This window comes from Paenibacillus macerans (assembly GCF_900454495.1).
Taxonomy (GTDB): Bacteria; Bacillota; Bacilli; order Paenibacillales; family Paenibacillaceae; genus Fontibacillus; species Fontibacillus macerans.
The window spans coordinates 1,910,333-1,929,474 of record NZ_UGSI01000001.1; the positions used below are offsets into that span (position 1 = coordinate 1,910,333).

Consider the following 19,142-nt stretch of genomic DNA (forward strand, 5'->3'; position numbering starts at 1 on the left):
TCTCCTTTTTTTGTCATAATTCAGCCCGGTTTTCGGCATTTTTACGTGGTATAATTTTCCTTATAGATCATTAGTTAATGCCATGAATAAAGGGGATGGCTGAACATGAAAAAACTCTATTACACTTCCTTCTTCTATGCGGTTTTAGGCTTGTTGGCCGGCGTTTTTTACCGCGAAGCGACCAGGCATAACGGCTTCACCGGCGAGACCGCCTTGGCTCCGCTGCATACCCACATTCTGGTGCTCGGATTTATGTTTTTCCTCGTCGTGTTGGGATTGGGCAAGCTGTTCGGCGTGCACGAAGCGAAGTCGTTTGGAACGTGGCATGTCGTCTATAACCTCGGTTTGCTGATTACTATCGGAACGATGGCCGTCCGCGGCATGCTGCAGGTGCACGACAGCGACATCGCCTTCCTGCCTTACATCGCCGGCCTGGGCCACATGATTCTTGGCGCCGGGATCATCTGGCTGCTGGTTTTGCTCGGCAAACGGATTGATTAGCGCGCCAGACCTCGTAAGTGCAGCCGCTTCTAATGAGAAGAGAAGCGGCTGCAACCGTTTATCATTGTGCATATTGGAAATATCTAACGGTTACAGCGGCCGCTATTTTACTAAAAAAAGCCCTTTTTGCACCGCGGCCGTTTCGAGCAGTGTCACAAACCGACGCCAGGTGAGGGGGCTGTCTAAAGGGACTGTCTAAAGGGTTCGTGTCTTGGTGTCTTTGCCTGCTGCCTGCCTTTGCACGATTATCCCCATTATTCAGGAGCGGGGAGCAGGGGGTGGGCTAGAGCAAGTCAAGGGTTCCAAAAAAAGAAGAAAAAACACAAAAAAGATGAGGAAAAAATGAGGCGGTTCAGGTGAGATTTTCGGCTTGATAAGAGAACGTACGTTTGGTATAATGAAATAAATGGAACTTATGCTCGTATATTCTTGATTCGGGGGCGAGCGTACATGGAGGTCAATGCGGGAACGGAACTTCGGCCATTCAGCAGCCGTTTTAACAGCGAGCAGGCCTATATGGAGGCGCTAATCGCGAGTGTGTGGCGATTCCGGCTATTCCTTACCGCCGGCTGATCGCGCGCCAACCAAACCAACCCCTTGCGGCTGCGGCCTGATCGTGGCGCTTGAAAAGATGAGGGAAGTTTGATGCGGATCAACTTAATGGGTAGGGGTTAGTATGAACTGTGTCGGCGTTGCTGCAGACGGAAGGGTTCAGGCTACAGCATAATCACGGTCTTTTCGTTTCCTTTGCGTCTTGCCCTTGATCTTCTGTCCTGATCTCTTGTTCGGTCTGTTTCACCTCCCCTAAACCTGGTTCCTTCTCTTAAGCCCGTCTAAATTATCTCGAACCTATCTGCTACTCCACCAAATATTTTTTCTCCCAAGCTTGTCTTTCTCTCTGCTACCTGATTAAACGGGATAATCGTGCAAAGTCTCTGGACAGCGAGTGTTGACCTGCCGCCCCTCCCCCCCACTTCCCTCTCCTCAAGCTTTCAACGCCCTTCCGCGTTTCTTGTGCTGATTTTTGCCCCCTATGTGCGAATCGCTACTGTTTTGCTTCTCCGGTAAGCTGCCGGATATTCCGTAAGCAATGCTCATCCGTCCGCCGGGCTCTCTATGCAGCATCGAATTCATGCGCTACTCTCCCCGCCCTCGTGGATATAGATGGTAGTCTTCTTTTATCTTCGCAAAGGCCCGGCTCTCCTCCCGGAACCGTTCCAGCATTTCCGGCAGCGGCGCCGCGCCTTCGCGGTACAGCTTGTCGCCGCACAGCAAATCGATAAATGGCCGGGAATTTTCCTTGACCGGCGGCAAGTAAGCGAAAGCCTCGTAATTGCATTTAATCGTATATAACAGCGTCACTCCGGTTTCCACGGCCTGAAGCGCCCTTGGGTCCGTAACGTACAGCTGCACGCCTCCGCACAATTCCCCGGCAAATTTCGACGCCGCCGGTTGAAAATAAACCGGACGGAACCGTACGCCCGGCAGCCGCTTCGCGTTCATTTCCGCCGCCAAGCCTTCCGGTTCGATGAACGGCGCTCCGATCATTTCGAACGGAAACGTCGTCCCCCGCCCTTCCGACAAAATCGTCCCTTCGAACAGGCAGGTTCCGCCGTACAGCAAAGCGGTTTCAAAGCGGGGAACGTTCAGGGATGGATGTACCCAAATGCGCCCCGTTTCCGGAAACAGCATCCGGGGATCCCAACCTTCGCAAGGCACGATGTACAGTTCGGCCTTCCAGCCCTGCTGCTCGTTGGCCATCGCCGCCACTTCGCCGGCGGTCAGGCCATAACGCACGCACAGCGGGTAATTGCCGACGAACGATTCGTACCCCGGTTTAAGCACGTTGCCTTCCACCGTAACGCCGTCCAGCGGATTGATCCGGTCGAGCACGACGAATTCCTTGCCTGCCTTGGCGCAGTCCTCCAGCGCGTACAGCATCGTATAAATGTAAGTATAATACCTAACGCCAACGTCCTGGATATCGTAGACGACCACATCGACCTCATCCAGCATCTCCGGGGTCATCCGTTTGGAATCTTGGCGGTACAGGCTGTAGACCGTGACCCCGGTATACGGATCTTGATACGTATCCACCGGCGCTCCTGCGGCCAAATCACCGCGCACCCCGTGCTCCGGGGAAAACAAAGCGGCCAGATGAAAATTTTCGTGCAAAATCCGGATCGTGGACACGAACTCCGCCGTCATTCCCGCCGGTGACGTGATCAGCCCGATCCGTTTGCCCCGGAACAAATGGGCATGCGACATGATGCGATCGATCCCGTTGCGAACCATGGCCCCAGCCTCCTCATGGGAATGGATATACACGTACGGCTTATAGCCCACCGCATCCTCCCAGTTTTCCACACATAATACAGCCGGGAAGCGAAATGCGCCGGCAGCTCCCGCTGCAGCGAGCCCAGTCCGGCAAAAAAAGCAGGCGTCGACTACGATCCGGTGCGTGGCCATATGATCTTTGTGCATGCTGTTTTTAAAATGCGTGATAATGATGTTCGGCCGCACCCGGCGGATCACGTCGCAAACCCGGTAACGCATCTCCTCGCTGTCGGCCAGCTCGCCGTCCGGGATGTCGAAAACGATCGCTTCGCCGCCGAGCATTTCCGCAAATTCGGCCGCCTCCCGCACCTTCTGCTCGCGGTATTCCGCCATATCCCGCCCGACCGGCCCCCCGTTCCCCGCCGTCAGCTCTTCCACAAGCCCATGGCCCTCATGACGCGGATGTACCCCGATTCCGGCGAAAAAGCCCCGCCCGCTCTCCTCCCGGAGCACCGGCACGGCAAAACCGGCGGCTTTCCCTTCACATGCCGCGACCACCAGCGGTGCGCCGCTGGCGGCATACTCCGGAATTTGCCGTCTCCACAGCGGGTTGTCGAAGCCGTCCAACATTTCCGCCAGCCCCTCATGCCTGCCCGGATCGTACATCTCTACCCGGTAGCCCCCCGCCAAAGCCTTCCGCTTCCTGGCGCGGATATCGTCCGGGATCGCAAAGCCGGCAAGCGCCAGGTACATCCCGCATTGCCGCGCCCGCTCCGCGTACCCGTGCCGGAGCAGACAGCCGTGCAGCCTGCTGCCCGCGGGCACGCCGGCGCATTGTTGTGCTCGTGCTGCGGCGTCCCCGGAATGTACCACGGCAGCGGCATCGAATTAAAAAACAGGACATCGGCCTGTTTTTTGCCCAAGGCCTGAAAACGCCGCTCCAGCGTATCCAGCTACTTCCGGTAATGCGCCTCGGTTTGATGATCTTCCGCCAGCACGATGCAGGTAATATACCCCGCCGCCTCGCCCAAAGGGAGATCATCTCCCGTACAGCCGCAGGCAAAGCCCCGAACCCGGCCGGAATCGTCCAGCAAAAGCCGGACCGTTTCCCGGTCAAAATACGGGTTTGACGTAAAAACGCGGTCAAAGCCGCTCTTCGTCAGCTCCTTGTAACCGTCCTTAACCGCTTCCCGGTTCCACAGATCAATCACCTCGGAACGATAGCGGTCTTCCCATGTCACCACCACGAAATCCGCACCTCCGGCCGGCCAGATTTTGTTTCGGTTTTGTTTCGGGGAGGCGCTCCCTCTCACCGCCCGCAACTGAACCTCCCTACCGACACAGAGCGTCTTCCCCTCCATCGATCAGCCTTTCACCGCCCCGACAGTAACGCCTTCCAGAAAGTATTTCTGCAAGCTAAAAAACAAAATGAACATCGGCACCGCGGATATGGCCGCTCCGGCCATCATCGGCGCAAAATACGTCGTGTTGGCGAAGCGGAAATTTTTGAGTCCCACCTGGATCGTCTGCATATCCATCGTATTCGTGACGAGAAACGGCCAGAAGAACGTGTTCCAGCTGTCCATAAAGGTCAGGATGGCCATCACCGCCATCACCGTTTTCGAAAGCGGCATTATGATTTTGGTGAAGATTTGCCATTGGTTGCAGCCCTCCACCTTGGCGCATTCCAGAATTTCGCCCGGAATCGAACTCATGAACTGCTTCGCCAGAAAAATGTTGTACACCGTGACCAGTCCCGGCAAAATCAAAGCGCTGTACGTATTTTCGATACGGAAAATGTTCACGATCAAAATATACAGCGGCACCTGGATCACCTGGTAAGGGATCATCATCGCGCACAGCAGGAGCGAAAACAGCAGCGCTCTGCCGCGGAAGCGGATTTTGGAGAAGGCGTATCCCGCCAGCGTGGCGAATGCGACGTTCGTGACCATGACGCTGGCCGCAACGATCAGCGAATTGAGCAGCCAGCGGTAGGAATGTTCGCTGTACTCGAAGAAAAACCTGTAGGAAGCGAGCGAAATTTTGGCCGGCCACAGCGAGTAGCTTAACGCTCCGGCTTCCACCGGATCGCCGAACGAAGAAATAATCATGAAATAGATCGGAAACAACGTGGCCAGCGCAAAGAGCAGAAGAACCAGCATCAGCAGCGTGTTTCGGACATGCTTTATAGATTTGTTGCCTGTATGGGTGCTGTACAACGCCATGATTTCATCCTCCTCCCGCGCTCTAGTACTCGACGTCGTTGCCCAGGAATTTAAACTGAATGAGGGAAATGCCGGCGATAATGACGGTCAGGATCAGCGATTGCGCCGCCGCTTCGCCGAATTCGAAATACTTGAACGCATTGTTGAAAATGAGCAGGCCCACCATCGTCGTGGCGTTGTCGGGCCCGCCGCCGGTCATCAGATACGCGTTCTGGAACACCTGGAACGACCCGATCACTCCCGTGACGAGCAAAAACAACGTCGTCGGTTTGAGGCAGGGGATCACGATATGCCACAGCTTCTGCAGGAAAGACGCCCCGTCCAGCTCGGCGGCTTCATAATAGCTGCCGTCAATGCCGAGCAGCGCCGCCAAATAAATGATGATGCTCGTGCCGTGACTGGACAGCCAGGCCATAAGCACAAGCGAAAACATCGCCGTGGCGCTGGACCCCAGCCAGTTCTGGTTGGCGATGCCGAACACGCCGAGCAGCCGGTTCAGAATCCCGGAAGGCATCGGATCGAAGATCCACAGCCAGACGACGGAAAGCGCTACGCCGGAGGCGACCGCCGGCAGATAATAGACCGCCTTGAACGCCGTCTGCAAACCTTTTTTCAACGGCAATATCATAATGGCTACGGCAAAGGAGAGGAATAAGGACACGGGTACCGTCAGCACCGTGTAGACGATCGTATTTTTAATCGACTGCCAAAACAACGAATCCCCGAAGGTGGCGGCATAATTGGCAAGCCCCGCAAAGCTGGAACCCAGCGGTTTGTACTCTTGAAAACTGATGATAAAGGCGCTGACGACCGGGTATGCGGTAAACATGGCGTAGACGGCCAGCGCCACGGCGATAAACGCATACGCCCAGGCCCCGTCCCCCTTCATCCTGAGTTTCTTCGCCGTTTTTGCAGGTTTAAGTTTAGCTGCCTGGGCCATAATGTCCGATCTCCTTTTCGCTCAGTATGTAAATGGATCGGATAGCCGATTGATCCGCTCACCCGGCTATCCGCAGCGAGGCTAATCGATGGCAACCCCGTCTTCGCCAAACGTTTTGACCGCTTCGTTCTTGACGGCCTCGTGCATCTCCTCCGGGGTAATCTCGCCGGCCAACAAAGCCTGCAGTTTCGGAACGATCACGGCGTCCTCGATTTTGATGGCCCCAGCGCCCAGCTCGACCGGAATATCCGGGCGGGCCGGCGCGGCATGCAACAGCAGCGTTTGCACGGCCGCTTCATTGTCCGGATTACGGTCGATCGTCATGCTTTTGGCCGCCTCTCTGGCGCTCTTGGTAATAGGCGCGGCGAACAGATCGTTGTTCGTGGTGGCCGCCACTTTCCCGCTGGCAAGGAAATAAGCCGCTTTAACTACGTTCGCTTTATGTTCCGGGGTCGGCTCCTTTTTGCCGCGGAAGGTGACGTAGCCGTCGACGACCGTGCTGGATACCGCTTCTTCGCCGAGGAAGCTCGGCACCGGAAGCACGATATAATCCACCGGAATGCTGCCGGCGACCGCGCTGCCGTCGTTCGCTTTGAGCTTCTCGTTGTTTTGCTTCGCCGAGTTTTCGAACGTGGCCAGCCCTTTGCCGGTGATCATCGTCTGCCCGGTCAGGAACATATTCCAGCGTTTGCCGGCGTCAACGGAACTCAGTTCTTTCGGCATCGAACCGTCATCGATCATCTGCCGGATCGCCTTCAGCACTTCCAGGAAGTTTTTGCTCGTGTAAGCGTATTTCAAGTCTTCCGTAAAGGCGCTCTTCATCCCGGCGTTTTTGACCAAAATGCTGAGGTAATCCTTCCCGGTGACGCCGGCGGTCGCGAACACGAAGCCGTAGCGTTTCGCCGCGCCGCCTTCCTTGACGGTTCCTTTTTTGATCGCTTCGCGGAACTCGTCGTACGTCCAGCCGTTTTGCTGCACGTTTTTCCAGTCGATGCCGGCCTCCTCAAGAAACTGCCTGTTGCCGCCGAGCGCGTGCACTTCCATATAGGCGGGGAACCCGTAAAGTCCCTCGCCCTTTTTCATATATTCGAGCGGCACGGGATCATAATCGTCGATCATGTCCTGCGTAACCGTATCCGTAATGTCCATCAGCATCTCCTGCTGTACGTATTTGGAGATCCCGTCGGAACCGATAAAAGCGATGTCCGGGGGACTGCCGGCATTGACCTGCGTATCAAGCTTTTGCGTCATGTCTTCCCAACTGGCCGGTTCAATTTTTAAGGTCAAATTCGGATACAGAGCATTGAAATCTTTTTCCATTTGCGCAAAATTGCTTTGAAAATTGCCGGAAACCGGCGGAAGGAGCGCAGTGATCGTATCCTTCGCTTCCGCAGCCGTCCCGTTCCCCGAATTGCCGGAACTTTCGGAGCCGCTTCCGCTACCTGAGCCGCCGCCGTTACCGCATGCGGTTAATGCCGGCAACGACAGCGCTAAAGCCAATACGGACGCCAGCAGATGCTTTTTTCTCATCGAAAATCCTCCCCTGGGATATCGCGCTAACTCATTTGTGCGCGGATGGCCAATTTCAGATGGCCCTCGCTTTTCTTTTAAGCGCTTGCACGGATTGTTCCGCCAATCATTTTCGTGTTAGGATTTATCCCCTCCATTGTTATTTTCGCGAAATATTTTTCCATGGCGCTTCATTCTCCTCGCAGTTGGTTTCGAGATGCCCGTTTCTTGTGTCCTATATTAAGGCGGAAAATGTGACACCGTCAATAGAATTTGAAATAAAATTTCACTGTGTAATATTTTTTTGTTTTTTTACTCCTATAACCTAACAAAAAAAGACAACTTCACGTAAGGAAACCTCAAGTAAAGTCGTCTTTTAGCAATTCGTGTTGCGGGTCATGTTGCGGGCCCTGCGATTATCTGCGGTGCTTGCCGGCCAAAACGTTATGCGTCTTGGTCAGATATTTCTTGACGATGGCATAGTCCGCGCTGGCTACACCGGCGAACAGCATATCAATGACCGTCAGCATGGCGATTCTCGAGCCCATGGCCCCGCTGCGAATCGTCACCTCCGGCGTGGAGATGCCGAGCAGGATGTCGGCTTTGTCCGCGAGCTCGCTTTTATTGTATTTGGTAATGGCGATCGTTGTCGCTTGGTTCTTGCGGGCGATCTCCAGCGTCTCCAAAATCTCCGCCGTATTGCCCGAATTGGAGACGAAGATGGCGGCATCCCCCCTACCGAGCAGCGTAGCGGCCATCAGCTGGCTGTGCCCGTCGGTATAGGAGTGGCACATTTTGTTGATGCGCGAAAATTTCTGCTCCCCGTCCCGGCATACCAGGCCGGAAGCGCCGATGCCGAAAAACACGATGCGTTCGCTCTCCCGGAGCGCCTGAACGGCTCTGGCAACCTCGCCGCGGTCGAGCACGCTTAACGTATCTTCAATCGACTTCATATTGTTGCGCGAAATGTTGGCGATGATCGTGAAGAGATCGTCCCCCGGCTGAATGTCCGTATATTGATCCTTCTCTTCGTCGTCCATCGAGCCCAGCGCCGCGGAAATGCTGACGATAAAGCTGCGATACCCGTTGTAGCCCATCGTTTTGCAAAAACGGAGCACCGAAGCGTCGCTGGTCTTGCTGAGCTTGGCCAGACTTTTGATCGAGAGATGGGGAATTTCCTCCAAATTGGCCATGATGTATTCGGCCACCATGCGTTCCACCGGGGTCAGATGCTCCTTCATATCCCTGATCTTAATTAGAATATTGTCGTTGATCGCCATGAAAATACCTACTTGTTCTGATTTTTATAGCAAAACTCGCAATCATATATTAAGCGTAAACAACCCAAATTACAAGCTGAAAAAATATAAAATTCTGGAAATCCCCCTGTTTTGCTTCAGCTTTATCCCGGCAATTCAAACCGGATCTCTACGGGAGCAGTGGCGGATGCAGCTTGCGGCGTCCTTTCCGCTATTCCCAGCTCCAGCACCGCCGCAATCCGCTCCTGCGCCTTGACGCCAAAGCTCCGGCACCGCTCCAGATCGTAGATCCACTCGGGCCTGGTTCGGCGTACGCCCCAATTTTTTGCTTTGGCCAGCAGTTGAAAGTTCTGCACCAGACAGCACGCCGCGGCAAAATCCTCTTCCCGTTTGTGCGGGTCCGACTCTTCTTTCACCACGACGAGCAGGCGGGCCGGCATTGTGCGCGGAACGACCGTTTGTGCATGGGCCTCATTCATACCGCCGGTCGCAAAAATAAACCGCCAAGGCTCTCTTAACCGGTCATTCGGCGCCCAAACGGCATCGTTCAGCAATTCCAGTACGTTTTGTTCGGAAATCGGGGGTTGCAGCCCCCTCTCATGAGGCGCGCCGCCAAGAAGGGCAGTCCACTTCTGCTCCGCCGGCGTTCTTTTCCGGGCTCTTGGAGCCTTATCGAAATAACCCATATGTAAAATGCCTGCGAATCTTTCCCCTTCCCGCAACCCTATTTCCTTAAAAAACAGTTCGCTTTGAAATAGCGGGTCCGTATCCCATAACATGCCCAAACCGCGCTCCCAGCCCAGCAATTGAAAGTTTTGCATGACGCCGCAGGCGGCCGCGAAATTTTCGTCGCTTTCCCGCTCATCGGCTCCGGATTCCGCCATTACGATCAGGTGCCCCGGGATATCCGCCACCCTCCTGCTCAGGATATCCAGCATTTTGGAAGGAATCAGCTTGCCGAACCTGCTCTCTTTCGCCTTGGCCAGCATGGTCTCCGCCAAATGCCGGCGCGACTCCGGCGTTCCGATGTAAATGCAGCGCCACCGCGGAGCTCCATCGGTTTCATACAGACCCGCTGCCTGGTTTAATAGGGACTCCACAAGTTCCCGGGATACCGGAGAAACATTGAAATTCCGGATCGTTCTGCGCTCCCGGATCGTTTTCGAAGAAATCATAGTCGTACCCCTTTCATTTTTTGTTTACTAATTAACAAAATATTTAAAATAAACTTAAGAAACCGTCTAAAACCTGGATTATTTCTTGATATGGTCTGGTAAAAAAATATTATTTCCTCATAAACTAAAATATCACAATTTTCTTGGTTCGGCAAAAATAGAGATCGGATGGCCTGCCGGACAGCCGGCGGTTAGCCGTCCCTTTGCCTCGGAAGACGCGCATAATCCCGGCGATCCCCGCTAACACTACTAACGGTTTTTTTATCAAAATGAATGGTGAATAAAAACGATGAAAAATAAAACATTGTTCATCCGGGAGGCAATTTTAACGTGGCTGCTTGGATTTACGGGAGCTTGCCATGCCGGGCCCGCCGGGGCCGATCCCGCGCTTCCCATCATCAAGGAGGAGGGGATCTATTCGCTCGAGATATATCCCCGGGAGCATCGGTTAATCGTCAAAATCCAAGGCCACAAATATAAAACTTACCCCGTTGCTGTAGGTAATCCGTCTACCCCGACGCCTGTCGGCGAATACCTGGTGACGTATAAAGGCAAAAATTGGGGTCCGGCATTCGGCCCGAGGTGGCTCGGGCTTAACGTTCCTTGGGGATACTACGGAATCCATGGCACGAACCGACCCGACTCCATCGGCCGCCACCTCAGCCACGGCTGTATCCGGATGCGCAATAGAGACGTGCTCGAGCTTTACGATCTAGTCCCGGTCGGGACCAAGGTTACCATATACGGCCATCTTCTCGGAGATATCTCGGAAAATCCGCGGGATTTGGCGGAAAGCGACGTGGGGGGAGACGTGCAGTTGATTCAATCCCGCTTGAAAAGCGCCGGCTATTTCCAAGGGGTGTGCAACGGCCGGTTTCGCGCCGATACAACGGCGGCCTTGAAACGGTTCCAGCGGGATCATCGCTTGATACAAAACGGCGTTGTTTCCAGGAAGGTTTACGAAGCTTTGGGGCTGTGGGAATAATGGGGACAAGTGTGAAAAAAGGCCGCCGCTGGCAATTCAGGGCGGCCTTTGCAATTATGTTTTGTTAAATAAAGACCTGCTCCAGCTCGATCTTCCGTTCTTTCGATAAATCGCGGAAACGCTCCTCATCGATCCGGACCAGCGGCTTGAAAATATCCGCCGGATTGTTCCATACGATCGTGACCGTTTCCCCGTTGCTCAGCCGGGCTTTCTTGCCGATGAAATTAGGAAGCAGATGGCGGGTCAACGCCTGCACCGCTTTTTCGTTCAGCTTGCCGAAACCAAGCTCGTAAGTTTTGCGCAGCACGGTCAGAAGATCTTGCCGCGAATAGCTTCCGTTCGGCTCCGTCATCCCGACGAACACGTCGGCCACGGCGACGATTTCCGCGTACGGATGAATTTCCGCTTTGCCAAGGCCTTGCGGATAACCCGAGCCGTCTTCCCGCTCATGATGCTGAAGCGCCACCAAAGCCGTCTTCTCTTCGCCCGTCGAATTCAGGATAATTTCATAGCCGTAGGACGTGTGGCGCTGCAATTCCTCCAGCTCTTCACCCTCCAGTTCGTGCTCGCGGTTGCGGAGCGACTGCCTGATCCGGCTTTTGCCGATATCGTGCAAATACCCCGCTTTGCTGATCTCGTGGCATTCTTCGGCGGAATAACCGAGCCAGGTTGCTATGTAATAGGATAATAGCCCCACCTGTAAAGAGTGGTTATAGACATTGACATCGTCTTCGGCAAAAGCGATAAGCAGCGAAACGACATCTTTATTGCGGTCAAGCACCTCGAGCATCGGCTCCAAGTGCTGATCGACAAGCGATTGGTTGAACTTGCCCGTCGTCAGCGCCTCCAGGAATATCGATTGGAAGCCTTTCAGCGTAAAATCGAAATTGTCCCTGATCCGCTCGGACTCGGACGCTTCGTTGTCCCGCAGCTCGATATCGACATAGTCGATGCTTTGGCGGATCAGAAGCGCGATTTCCTCGGTGCGAATGCTCGTTCCTTTGGGAAGAACATGCAGTCCGGCCCGGTTAAACACATCCGTTCTGAGCCGGTCTCCTTCCAGAAGCTCCATAACGTGGATTCTCAATTTTTTCCCTCCTTTCCCCGCTCATGAAACGCCGAGTATTTAAACTCAATTAACTTTAATATCGTTCGTGATTAACGTTTCATAAATAGTGCTTTAGGAGGGATTTATAAGAAGATGCCGCTACGGCCGTTGCTTTTTCCAGGGGGGATCCCCGTAGCGGTGAAACGCCCGGTTGACGACATAAACTCCCCAGGGAATCGCGGCCGAAAGAGCTGCGCTGACCCATACATGGACAGACGGCAAACGGTCCAGCACAAAGTGTTGCATGTTCATTTCCCCTTCTCTATTTCGTCTCGATCGTCGAACCAAAAATCCGCACTTTGACCCGTGCTTCCAGCTCGATATCGGCCTGTGAAAAGTAATCCCCCCCCCGGTCCCAATCGTTTTGGAACTTTTTCCACGCCGCGGGATACTCCCGCTTTAAATAGGTCCCAAGACCGATGACGTAGGACTTATATTCGAGCTGGACTTTTTCCCGCGTTCCCTTCATCATGGCGGTCAACCGCTCGGCTGCTTTCCCTTCGATCCCGGCATGCTGGGCCGGGTTCATTAAAGCAAGCCGTTCCCTGCGTCTCCTCGGCATTCCCTTCCATATTGACCTGAATTCTGAAGCGAATATGCTCCGGGTTGGGGACGTCCGCATAAATTCGGCGCCGGGAGCCCTTGATTTCATAAGCCGCGTAATCATTGCGATGCACAGAATGGCGGACTGATCCTCACATCTCTAGTTGACTGAAAATATGTTTGTTACCCTTTATTGCCATGTTGCTCCGAAATTAATCCCTCAAAAAGCGCCGCGGGACTCGCACGGTCAGAATATTTTTCCTTTCTCAAGCAAATCTTAATAGGCAAAATCGGGCTTTAGGAAGGAGGAAACGTCCATGCCGTTTTGGAGAAAATTCCTGCGCACGCTTCACGCCGGGAACGGCAAATCCGCCGGAAATTCGAGGACGGAGCAAAGCCCGCCTGAGGCAAAGGGGATGGCTTCATCCCGCAGTCTTGCGGTCCGGCTCGCCTGGCTTAAGGAAGAGCTGAAAGACTGCTCGGATATTATTTACCGCGAGTTCGTGATCAGCACCGGCCAACGCTGCGCGCTCATCTACGTCCGCGGCATGATCGCCCAGGACACGGCGCAGCACTACATTGTCAGAAGCCTGCAGCGGGAATCCGCGCAATTGAAAGACAGGAACATCTATCAATTCCTGTTCGAGGACGAAGGCCTCACCGTTTCCCAAACCAGTGTGATCCATGACCTGAACCAAGGCATAAATGCGGTAATGGACGCCGGGGCTTTGCTTTTGATCGATGGAGACGCGCGGATGCTGACCTTCTCCATTTCGTCATATCCGACCCGCGCTATTGAGGAGACGCCCAATGAATCGGTCATCCGCGGACCAAGGGAAGCATTCATTGAGGATCTGGAGAAAAATCTGACTTTGCTGCGCAGACGGATCAAACACAAAAATTTCAAAACGCAGGCCGTCACTACGGGGCGGTACACGCAAACCGATATCGTGCTTGCTTATGTTGAAGGTTTATGCAAACCCGAATTGGTCAAAGAAGTGCAGCGGCGCCTGTCGTATCTCAAAATGGACGGCGTGATGAGCTCTTCCTATGTGGAGGAGTGCATTGAAGACAATCCTTATTCTCCCTTCCCGCAAGTGCAATACACGGAGAGGCCCGACGTCGTCAGCGCCGCGCTGCTCGAAGGCCGGATCGCGATTCTTGTAAACGGGTCGCCCATGGTGCTGATGGCCCCGGTCACGTTCCCGATGCTGCTGCAATCGGCCGAAGACTATTACCAACGGTATGTGGCGGCCAACTGGATACGCTGGATCCGTTATTTTTTCGTACTCGTGTCTTTGCTGCTTCCGTCGCTTTATATTGCCATTACGACGTTCCATCCGGAGATGATCCCGGCCCAGCTGTTGATTGCCGTCGCCTCCTCCCGGGAAATCGTCCCCTTCCCGGCGCTGCTCGAAGCTTTTGCCATGGAGCTGGCCTTTGAAGCGCTGCGCGAGGCTTCAATCCGGATCCCGAAATCGATCGGGCAAGCCGTATCCATCATCGGGGCGCTGATCATCGGCACCGCCGCCGTGCAAGCAGGCATCGCCTCCGCGGCCATGGTCATTATCGTATCTCTTACCGGCATCGCTTCCTTCATCATTCCGCACTTTGATCTGGGGCTCGCTTTCCGGCTGCTAAGGTTCCCCATCATGATCCTGGCTTCGTTGTTCGGGCTCTACGGCATCGCTTGCGGAATGATCCTGATCTATATCCATTTGGTGAACCTGCGGTCCTTCGGCGTTCCTTACATGTCGTCCATCGCACCGCTGGTGACCGAAGATCTGGGCGATACGCTCCTCAGGGTGCCCTGGTGGAGAATGTACAAGCGGCCTGTTCAAATCGCGGAGCAAGAAACCCGGCAAAAAAACAATGCCCGCGGCTGGGAAAAGGAAAAAAGTGAACTGGAGTGACAAACATGCGCAGAGCAATATGCACCGCCGCGCTGGCGGTCCTTCTTTTTACAGGCGTTGGCGGCTGTTGGTCTTCCCAGGAGCTGAACAATCGCGCGTTTGCGAATGCCGTTCTCATCGATTTGACCGAAGACGGAGAAATCGAACTGTCCATCGGGTTTCCGCTGCCCAACCGCATGATCCCGGCGCAAGCCGGCGGCTCGGGACAACCCCAAGGCAGTCCGTACACTTTTGTCACCAAACGGGCAAGCAATATCAGCCAAGCTTTGCGGTTGATTCAGGTCGATCTTTCGAGAAATATTTCCTTCGGTCAAACGCGTTCCATCATCGTCGGCAGGAGACTAGCGGAGCAAGGACTCGACAGGGTCGTGGAGTTCGTTTTCCGCCAGCCCTCCTTTCGCCTGAGCGCCAACCTGTTCGTAACGCCCAATAAAGTAACGGAGATTACCAGAATTCCGTTGGCGTTTGAAAGAGTCATCGGCGATATATTGCGAAAATACATCAACAACCACTTCACTTTGGATACGACGGTCAAGGACTATAAGCTCGCTTTGTACCAGGGCGGCGACATTCTTATTCCTTTGCTGACTTTCGGGCAGCAGCCCGAGATCGCCGTGGAGGATCCTAAAAAAGACCGCTGGATGGGTACGGGGGGCGCAGCGATTTTCAGCGGCGGAAAAATGGCAAAAACGGTGCTTTCCGTAAAAGATTTAAGAGGCGCCCTTTGGATCAGCTCACAGCTCAGTACGACCACCATCACCATCGCTTCCCCAAGCGACGGCAAAGAAATCAGCTGCTTCATCGAAGGGATCAAAACAAGCATCAAGCCCAACGTCAAAAACGGGAAAGTCGCTTTTCAAATTACAAGCAGCGCGAAAGCTTTCGTGCAGACCTCCTTGTCGGAAATCGATTTGAAGGACCCGGCCGTTATTCAGCAGTTGGAAAACATTTTACAAAAAGATGTGGAAGAACGCTTGAAAAAGGTGCTCGACAAAACGCGTAAAGCCCGTTCCGATGCGTTTCTGTTTAGCCAATATCTCGATTGGAGATACCCGAAAATATGGAAAAGCATGCGGCCGCAGTGGAAACATTACTATGCGGAAGAACTGCCTATCGAGGTTAAAGTCAAAATCCTGCTGAACCGCACCGGCGGCGTTTACCGTTCGGTGGTTCAAGAAACCCATATATAGCGAGGAAAGCGCCTGATGATCTGGATCGGAACGATGTATTTGCTGATTATGCTGTTCGGTTGGCTTGCGCAGCGCAGACGGGCAGGGTTTAAAACCCGCCTGCTCGTGCTGCTCGTATCGCTCTGTTTTTTCGCTTGCGCGGAAGTGCTGTTCCTGCTGAAAGAACGTTGGAATGTACCGATGTTTATTCAATATGTCAGGGAATCCATCCAAAACTGGATGTTCGGATAATTGCGACAGGAGGCCAGAATCATGCCGAAAAACATAACCTCTTCCCAAATTTTTTCGCTCTATAATTTACAGATTTTCACCACCGTTATCGCTTTTATCATCGGGATCATGATCGCGGGCAGCAAGTATTCCACCCCCGTTGCCGCGTTGGTTGGAGGCCTTCTGGCTCTGGTGCTGGTATACCCCGCCTATAAGGTGGGAGCTTCGCGTCCCGGCGAGTTCCTCGTACAATACGGAAGCGAGCTTGTCGGCCAGCCTTTGCATCTCTGTTTTATGCTTTACATCCTGGTGATCCATATTTTTCTCGCCGCGCTCAATTTAAGGCAACTATCCGACTATTTGCTTTCCGAGTATTTGATCGACACCCCCGGTTGGGCCGTTGTCGGGATCTTCTGCATTTGCGTCGCATACGCCGTGCACTGCGGATTGTATACGATTTTCCTTGCGGCCGAAGGAATATTCCTCGTCACCGCGCTGGCCTTCCTGTCCATCCCGCTGATCGGATTTCAGGAAATGGAGGTGGACATGTTTATCGCCCTGGTGACCCATTTGACGTTGAAGGATTTGTGGGACGGCGTCTATGAAACCATGTCCATTTTCGGCGAGCTGGCCTTCCTGTTTTTGCTGTTCCCTTATTTGAAAAAACCGAGAAAAGTTTACCGGACCTATTTTTTCATCACCTGTACGTCACTGGCGATCATCATTACGCATATTATCCCGGTTCTCCTTACCTTCGGCCCGAATCTGGGGGCCAACCTGATGTACCCCGATATGGAACTGGTGCGCTTCATTCGGGTCGGGTCTTTCGTCGACACGATGGACCCGATTCTGATCATACTTTGGCTGACGAGCATTTTCGTTAAAATTTCGTTTATTGTGTTTACGGCGGTAACCTGCCTGTCGCAGCTGACCCGGGTAAATGACCATAAGCCCTTTACGCTGCCCGTGATCGCCTTCATTGCGGTGTTCTCCATATGCATCGCCAGGACCCCGCCCGAGTTATACCGATTTCTGTCCACCGACTGGCCCGCGCTGATGATCTTCGCCGAATTTCTGATTCCGTCGGTTTATTGGCTGGCGGGCATCGCGCGCGGGTCGCTCAAGAAAGCAAAACCCGAAAGCCGTTAACCCGGCTTTTATTTTCTCGACAACCAGGCCCGCTCCTGATTCCAGCTCAAGCTGACCGGAATTTCGAAAAAATCGGACAACAGCGGTTCGGTCAGCACCTCACGGCTGTTGCCTTGCTTAAACACTTCGCCCCGCCGCAGCAGCAAGGTTTTGCTGAAAATCGGCAAAATTTCCTCCGTATGGTGCGTCACATACAGCATGTGCGGCGCCTGCGGTTCGGCGGCCAATTGCGCGATGCTCTCCAGCAGTCCTTCCTTGGAAATAAAGTCGAGTCCGTTCGCCGCTTCATCCAAAATCAGCAGCTTGGGCGAAGCCATCAGCGCCCGGGCGATGAGCAGCTTTTGCTGCTCGCCTTGGGAGCAGGTCTGGTAGGCGCGGCCCTGCAGATGGCGGCAGCGGAGCTGTTCCATCAATGCCGCAGCGCGGTCGTAATCCTCGGCTCCAGGCTTGTCGTACAGACCGATTGAGGCGTATTTGCCGCTGACGACCAGGTCCTCGGCTTTTTGTCCGCCGTGCAGCTTCTCCTGCAGCGAGGAGCTCACCCATCCGATCGATTTGCGCAGCTCTCTGAGGTCGACCTCGCCAAACCGGTGTCCCAAAACGCTGATCGTCCCGGACGACGGCCACAGGTAGCCGCTGATCATATTAAGCAGCGTCGTTTTTCCGGAACCGTTTAAGCCCAGCAGAGCCCAATGCTCGCCTTCCCCGATCGTCCAATCCACCCCGTTCAAAATCGTCTTCCCTTCCCGCTGCCAGGTCACTTGCTTCATTTCGATAATCGAGTTCATACATGAGTTCCTCCCGAGTAGGTTTACAGTACTCTCAAGCTACTCCGGCAGGGAAGGTTTGTCAAGCTCCGCGCCGGCGGACGGCTGCGGAATACGGATTCGCCAGCGTATGGAAATTCGGCATTAGTTCGTGCCTATTTTGCTGAAATCAGCTAGAATACTAGCGAAGGGAAGTGAGATACCATTTGACTCATACATTTACTTGGGACGATGTTGCGGCGCTGCAAAAAAACGTCGAGCAGCGGGACGGCATTTCTTTAAAGCTGAACTGGGACACCCTGCTTGCCGGCAAAGAAGACGACGGTGTGCACTTGGCCGGCTTCAGGGACGGGAAGCTCGTAGCTTTTCTCGGAAAATATTCATTTGGCGGCAGCCTGGAGATTTGCGGCATGGTACATCCGGATTACCGCCGGCAGGGGATTTTTACCGGTTTGCTGGAGCGGGCCCTGGATGCACCGACACGGCAAGCCCACGCGAAAATTTTGCTCAATGCCCCGGGCGATTCGCAAACCGGCAAGCGGTTCCTGGACAGTGTGCGCTGCCGCTTTGCGTTCAGCGAGTATCAAATGAAGCTGGAAGCCCCCGGATTTGCCGGGGAACACGCCGCTCGTACCAATGACTCCGATGTCGTCTCGGTCTCGCTTGCGTCGGCCGGAGAAGCCGGTAAAGCCGATGATGTCTTGATCTCGCTTGCCCCGGCCGGAGAAGGCGATAAAGCGATTTTACAGCAGCTCGATAGCGAAGGGTTCAAGATGGAGCCGGAAGAGGCCCGGCGCTTTTATGAGGAGATGTCCCCCGCGGAATTGGCCCAAAACGAGCTGATTTTACTAGGCGGAGAACCGGCCGGGAAAATCCGGGTTTCCCGCCATGAAGGGGAAGCGTGGATTTACGGGTTCGTCGTCGACGCAAGGCTGCGCGGCCAGGGCATCGGCAGCGCAGCCTTGCGCCACGTCATCAAGCGGGAACAGGCTGCCGGCTACGATGTTTGGCTTGAGGTCGCCTTGGATAACCCAAACGCCAAAAAGCTCTACGAAAACGTCGGCTTCCGCGTTCAGCGGTCCCAGGATTATTACGAATACGCGCGAGCGTAAATCGCTGAAGTCTGAAAAGCCGCCAAAGCAATTAGCTCTGGCGGCTTTTTGATGAGGTACTATGCCTGTCTGCCATTGTTTGCCGCTGTCTGCTGCTGTCTGCTGCTGTCTGTCACTGCCTGCCGCTGTCGCTGCTATCTGTCATTGCTGTCTGCCGGAAATAACGGTAAATTGTGGCGTTAATTTTGGATTTTTGCCCCACCCTCACAAAATAGCGGAATTTTTTATACCTATTTCTGCTAACAGGCAGGGAAATACACCTCTTTGCTCGCATTTTCC

General features: G+C 54.1%; 20 protein-coding genes and 1 pseudogene. 8 read left to right on the forward strand and 13 right to left on the reverse strand.

The window, feature by feature from the left end; genetic code table 11:
* Nucleotides 1-105 precede the first annotated feature (105 nt).
* Both DYE26_RS08735 and DYE26_RS34515 read left to right on the forward strand, forming a co-directional pair.
* Nucleotides 106-501, forward strand: a complete 396-nt coding sequence (locus DYE26_RS08735) for a DUF2871 domain-containing protein (protein WP_036623689.1) — start codon at nt 106-108, stop codon at nt 499-501.
* 450 nt (nt 502-951) lie between these two features.
* The gene (locus tag DYE26_RS34515) at nt 952-1,074 is read left to right on the forward strand and encodes a hypothetical protein (protein ID WP_265416210.1); all 123 of its coding nucleotides are present in this window, start codon (nt 952-954) and stop codon (nt 1,072-1,074) included.
* A 411-nt stretch (nt 1,075-1,485) separates the two neighbouring features.
* Here the strand turns inward: DYE26_RS34515 and DYE26_RS33360 are convergent, their stop codons facing one another.
* From DYE26_RS33360 to DYE26_RS08770, 9 genes and pseudogenes are all read right to left on the reverse strand, one after another.
* A complete protein-coding gene (locus tag DYE26_RS33360; protein ID WP_155620667.1) occupies nt 1,486-1,635 on the reverse strand; it encodes a hypothetical protein in 150 nt (49 codons plus the stop codon).
* 3 nt (nt 1,636-1,638) lie between these two features.
* The gene (locus tag DYE26_RS08740) at nt 1,639-2,796 is read right to left on the reverse strand and encodes an exo-beta-N-acetylmuramidase NamZ family protein (protein ID WP_036628299.1); all 1,158 of its coding nucleotides are present in this window, start codon (nt 2,794-2,796) and stop codon (nt 1,639-1,641) included.
* Nucleotides 2,797-2,949: 153 nt separating this feature from the next.
* Nucleotides 2,950-3,531: pseudogene (locus DYE26_RS34520) on the reverse strand (PIG-L deacetylase family protein); the annotation flags it as partial.
* A 200-nt stretch (nt 3,532-3,731) separates the two neighbouring features.
* Complete coding sequence (locus DYE26_RS33370) at nt 3,732-4,100, reverse strand: hypothetical protein (RefSeq protein WP_051985496.1); 369 nt, start codon at nt 4,098-4,100, stop codon at nt 3,732-3,734.
* Between the two features lie 42 nt (nt 4,101-4,142).
* Nucleotides 4,143-5,003, reverse strand: coding sequence for a carbohydrate ABC transporter permease (locus tag DYE26_RS08750; protein ID WP_036623691.1), 861 nt, complete (start codon nt 5,001-5,003; stop codon nt 4,143-4,145).
* A gap of 22 nt (nt 5,004-5,025) precedes the next feature.
* Nucleotides 5,026-5,943 carry a carbohydrate ABC transporter permease gene (locus DYE26_RS08755; protein ID WP_036623693.1) on the reverse strand — a complete coding sequence of 306 codons (918 nt, stop codon included), beginning with the start codon at nt 5,941-5,943 and terminating at the stop codon, nt 5,026-5,028.
* 81 nt (nt 5,944-6,024) lie between these two features.
* Nucleotides 6,025-7,473, reverse strand: a complete 1,449-nt coding sequence (locus DYE26_RS08760) for an ABC transporter substrate-binding protein (RefSeq protein ID WP_036623695.1) — start codon at nt 7,471-7,473, stop codon at nt 6,025-6,027.
* Nucleotides 7,474-7,868: 395 nt separating this feature from the next.
* Complete coding sequence (locus DYE26_RS08765) at nt 7,869-8,732, reverse strand: MurR/RpiR family transcriptional regulator (RefSeq protein WP_036623697.1); 864 nt, start codon at nt 8,730-8,732, stop codon at nt 7,869-7,871.
* Nucleotides 8,733-8,854: 122 nt separating this feature from the next.
* Complete coding sequence (locus tag DYE26_RS08770) at nt 8,855-9,886, reverse strand: nitroreductase family protein (RefSeq protein ID WP_036623699.1); 1,032 nt, start codon at nt 9,884-9,886, stop codon at nt 8,855-8,857.
* Between the two features lie 289 nt (nt 9,887-10,175).
* Here DYE26_RS08770 and DYE26_RS08775 point away from each other — a divergent pair, with 289 nt between their 5' ends.
* Nucleotides 10,176-10,871 (forward strand): L,D-transpeptidase family protein, encoded by a 696-nt coding sequence (locus DYE26_RS08775; protein ID WP_082207817.1) that lies wholly within the window; start codon nt 10,176-10,178, stop codon nt 10,869-10,871.
* A 64-nt stretch (nt 10,872-10,935) separates the two neighbouring features.
* Here DYE26_RS08775 and DYE26_RS08780 read toward each other — a convergent pair whose 3' ends face one another.
* The 3 genes from DYE26_RS08780 to DYE26_RS08785 all read right to left on the reverse strand — a co-directional run bounded on the left by DYE26_RS08780 (nt 10,936) and on the right by DYE26_RS08785 (nt 12,541).
* Complete coding sequence (locus DYE26_RS08780; RefSeq protein ID WP_036623701.1) at nt 10,936-11,958, reverse strand: HD-GYP domain-containing protein; 1,023 nt, start codon at nt 11,956-11,958, stop codon at nt 10,936-10,938.
* Between the two features lie 120 nt (nt 11,959-12,078).
* A complete protein-coding gene (locus tag DYE26_RS33375) occupies nt 12,079-12,225 on the reverse strand; it encodes a hypothetical protein (protein ID WP_164815299.1) in 147 nt (48 codons plus the stop codon).
* A 16-nt stretch (nt 12,226-12,241) separates the two neighbouring features.
* On the reverse strand, nt 12,242-12,541 hold the full coding sequence (locus tag DYE26_RS08785) for a Ger(x)C family spore germination C-terminal domain-containing protein (RefSeq protein ID WP_164815298.1): 300 nt from the start codon (nt 12,539-12,541) through the stop codon (nt 12,242-12,244).
* Nucleotides 12,542-12,839: 298 nt separating this feature from the next.
* Between DYE26_RS08785 and DYE26_RS08790 the strand changes: the two genes are divergently transcribed.
* The 4 genes from DYE26_RS08790 to DYE26_RS08805 are packed head-to-tail and all read left to right on the forward strand — an operon-like array spanning nt 12,840 to nt 16,984.
* On the forward strand, nt 12,840-14,435 hold the full coding sequence (locus DYE26_RS08790; protein ID WP_036623705.1) for a spore germination protein: 1,596 nt from the start codon (nt 12,840-12,842) through the stop codon (nt 14,433-14,435).
* A gap of 5 nt (nt 14,436-14,440) precedes the next feature.
* Nucleotides 14,441-15,625, forward strand: coding sequence for a Ger(x)C family spore germination protein (locus tag DYE26_RS08795; protein WP_036623707.1), 1,185 nt, complete (start codon nt 14,441-14,443; stop codon nt 15,623-15,625).
* Nucleotides 15,626-15,640: 15 nt separating this feature from the next.
* Complete coding sequence (locus DYE26_RS08800) at nt 15,641-15,856, forward strand: hypothetical protein (RefSeq protein WP_036623709.1); 216 nt, start codon at nt 15,641-15,643, stop codon at nt 15,854-15,856.
* 21 nt (nt 15,857-15,877) lie between these two features.
* Nucleotides 15,878-16,984, forward strand: a complete 1,107-nt coding sequence (locus DYE26_RS08805) for a GerAB/ArcD/ProY family transporter (RefSeq protein WP_036623712.1) — start codon at nt 15,878-15,880, stop codon at nt 16,982-16,984.
* An 8-nt stretch (nt 16,985-16,992) separates the two neighbouring features.
* Here DYE26_RS08805 and DYE26_RS08810 read toward each other — a convergent pair whose 3' ends face one another.
* Complete coding sequence (locus DYE26_RS08810; RefSeq protein WP_036623713.1) at nt 16,993-17,772, reverse strand: ABC transporter ATP-binding protein; 780 nt, start codon at nt 17,770-17,772, stop codon at nt 16,993-16,995.
* A 185-nt stretch (nt 17,773-17,957) separates the two neighbouring features.
* On the opposite strand from DYE26_RS08810, the gene DYE26_RS08815 reads away from it, so the two are divergent.
* The gene (locus DYE26_RS08815; RefSeq protein ID WP_036623714.1) at nt 17,958-18,863 is read left to right on the forward strand and encodes a GNAT family N-acetyltransferase; all 906 of its coding nucleotides are present in this window, start codon (nt 17,958-17,960) and stop codon (nt 18,861-18,863) included.
* Nucleotides 18,864-19,142: the final 279 nt, after the last annotated feature.

Coding starts and splice junctions, on each gene's coding strand:
- DYE26_RS08765 (WP_036623697.1), bottom strand. CDS start 8,732: ATGGCGATCAACGACAATATTCTAATTAAGATCAGGGATATGAAGGAG.
- DYE26_RS34515 (WP_265416210.1), top strand. CDS start 952: ATGGAGGTCAATGCGGGAACGGAACTTCGGCCATTCAGCAGCCGTTTT.
- DYE26_RS08760 (WP_036623695.1), bottom strand. CDS start 7,473: ATGAGAAAAAAGCATCTGCTGGCGTCCGTATTGGCTTTAGCGCTGTCG.
- DYE26_RS08800 (WP_036623709.1), top strand. CDS start 15,641: ATGATCTGGATCGGAACGATGTATTTGCTGATTATGCTGTTCGGTTGG.
- DYE26_RS08750 (WP_036623691.1), bottom strand. CDS start 5,003: ATGGCGTTGTACAGCACCCATACAGGCAACAAATCTATAAAGCATGTC.
- DYE26_RS08810 (WP_036623713.1), bottom strand. CDS start 17,772: ATGAACTCGATTATCGAAATGAAGCAAGTGACCTGGCAGCGGGAAGGG.
- DYE26_RS08735 (WP_036623689.1), top strand. CDS start 106: ATGAAAAAACTCTATTACACTTCCTTCTTCTATGCGGTTTTAGGCTTG.
- DYE26_RS08740 (WP_036628299.1), bottom strand. CDS start 2,796: ATGGTTCGCAACGGGATCGATCGCATCATGTCGCATGCCCATTTGTTC.
- DYE26_RS08775 (WP_082207817.1), top strand. CDS start 10,176: ATGAAAAATAAAACATTGTTCATCCGGGAGGCAATTTTAACGTGGCTG.
- DYE26_RS08795 (WP_036623707.1), top strand. CDS start 14,441: ATGCGCAGAGCAATATGCACCGCCGCGCTGGCGGTCCTTCTTTTTACA.
- DYE26_RS08805 (WP_036623712.1), top strand. CDS start 15,878: ATGCCGAAAAACATAACCTCTTCCCAAATTTTTTCGCTCTATAATTTA.
- DYE26_RS08785 (WP_164815298.1), bottom strand. CDS start 12,541: ATGCCGAGGAGACGCAGGGAACGGCTTGCTTTAATGAACCCGGCCCAG.
- DYE26_RS33375 (WP_164815299.1), bottom strand. CDS start 12,225: ATGCAACACTTTGTGCTGGACCGTTTGCCGTCTGTCCATGTATGGGTC.
- DYE26_RS08790 (WP_036623705.1), top strand. CDS start 12,840: ATGCCGTTTTGGAGAAAATTCCTGCGCACGCTTCACGCCGGGAACGGC.
- DYE26_RS08770 (WP_036623699.1), bottom strand. CDS start 9,886: ATGATTTCTTCGAAAACGATCCGGGAGCGCAGAACGATCCGGAATTTC.
- DYE26_RS08755 (WP_036623693.1), bottom strand. CDS start 5,943: ATGGCCCAGGCAGCTAAACTTAAACCTGCAAAAACGGCGAAGAAACTC.
- DYE26_RS33360 (WP_155620667.1), bottom strand. CDS start 1,635: ATGAATTCGATGCTGCATAGAGAGCCCGGCGGACGGATGAGCATTGCT.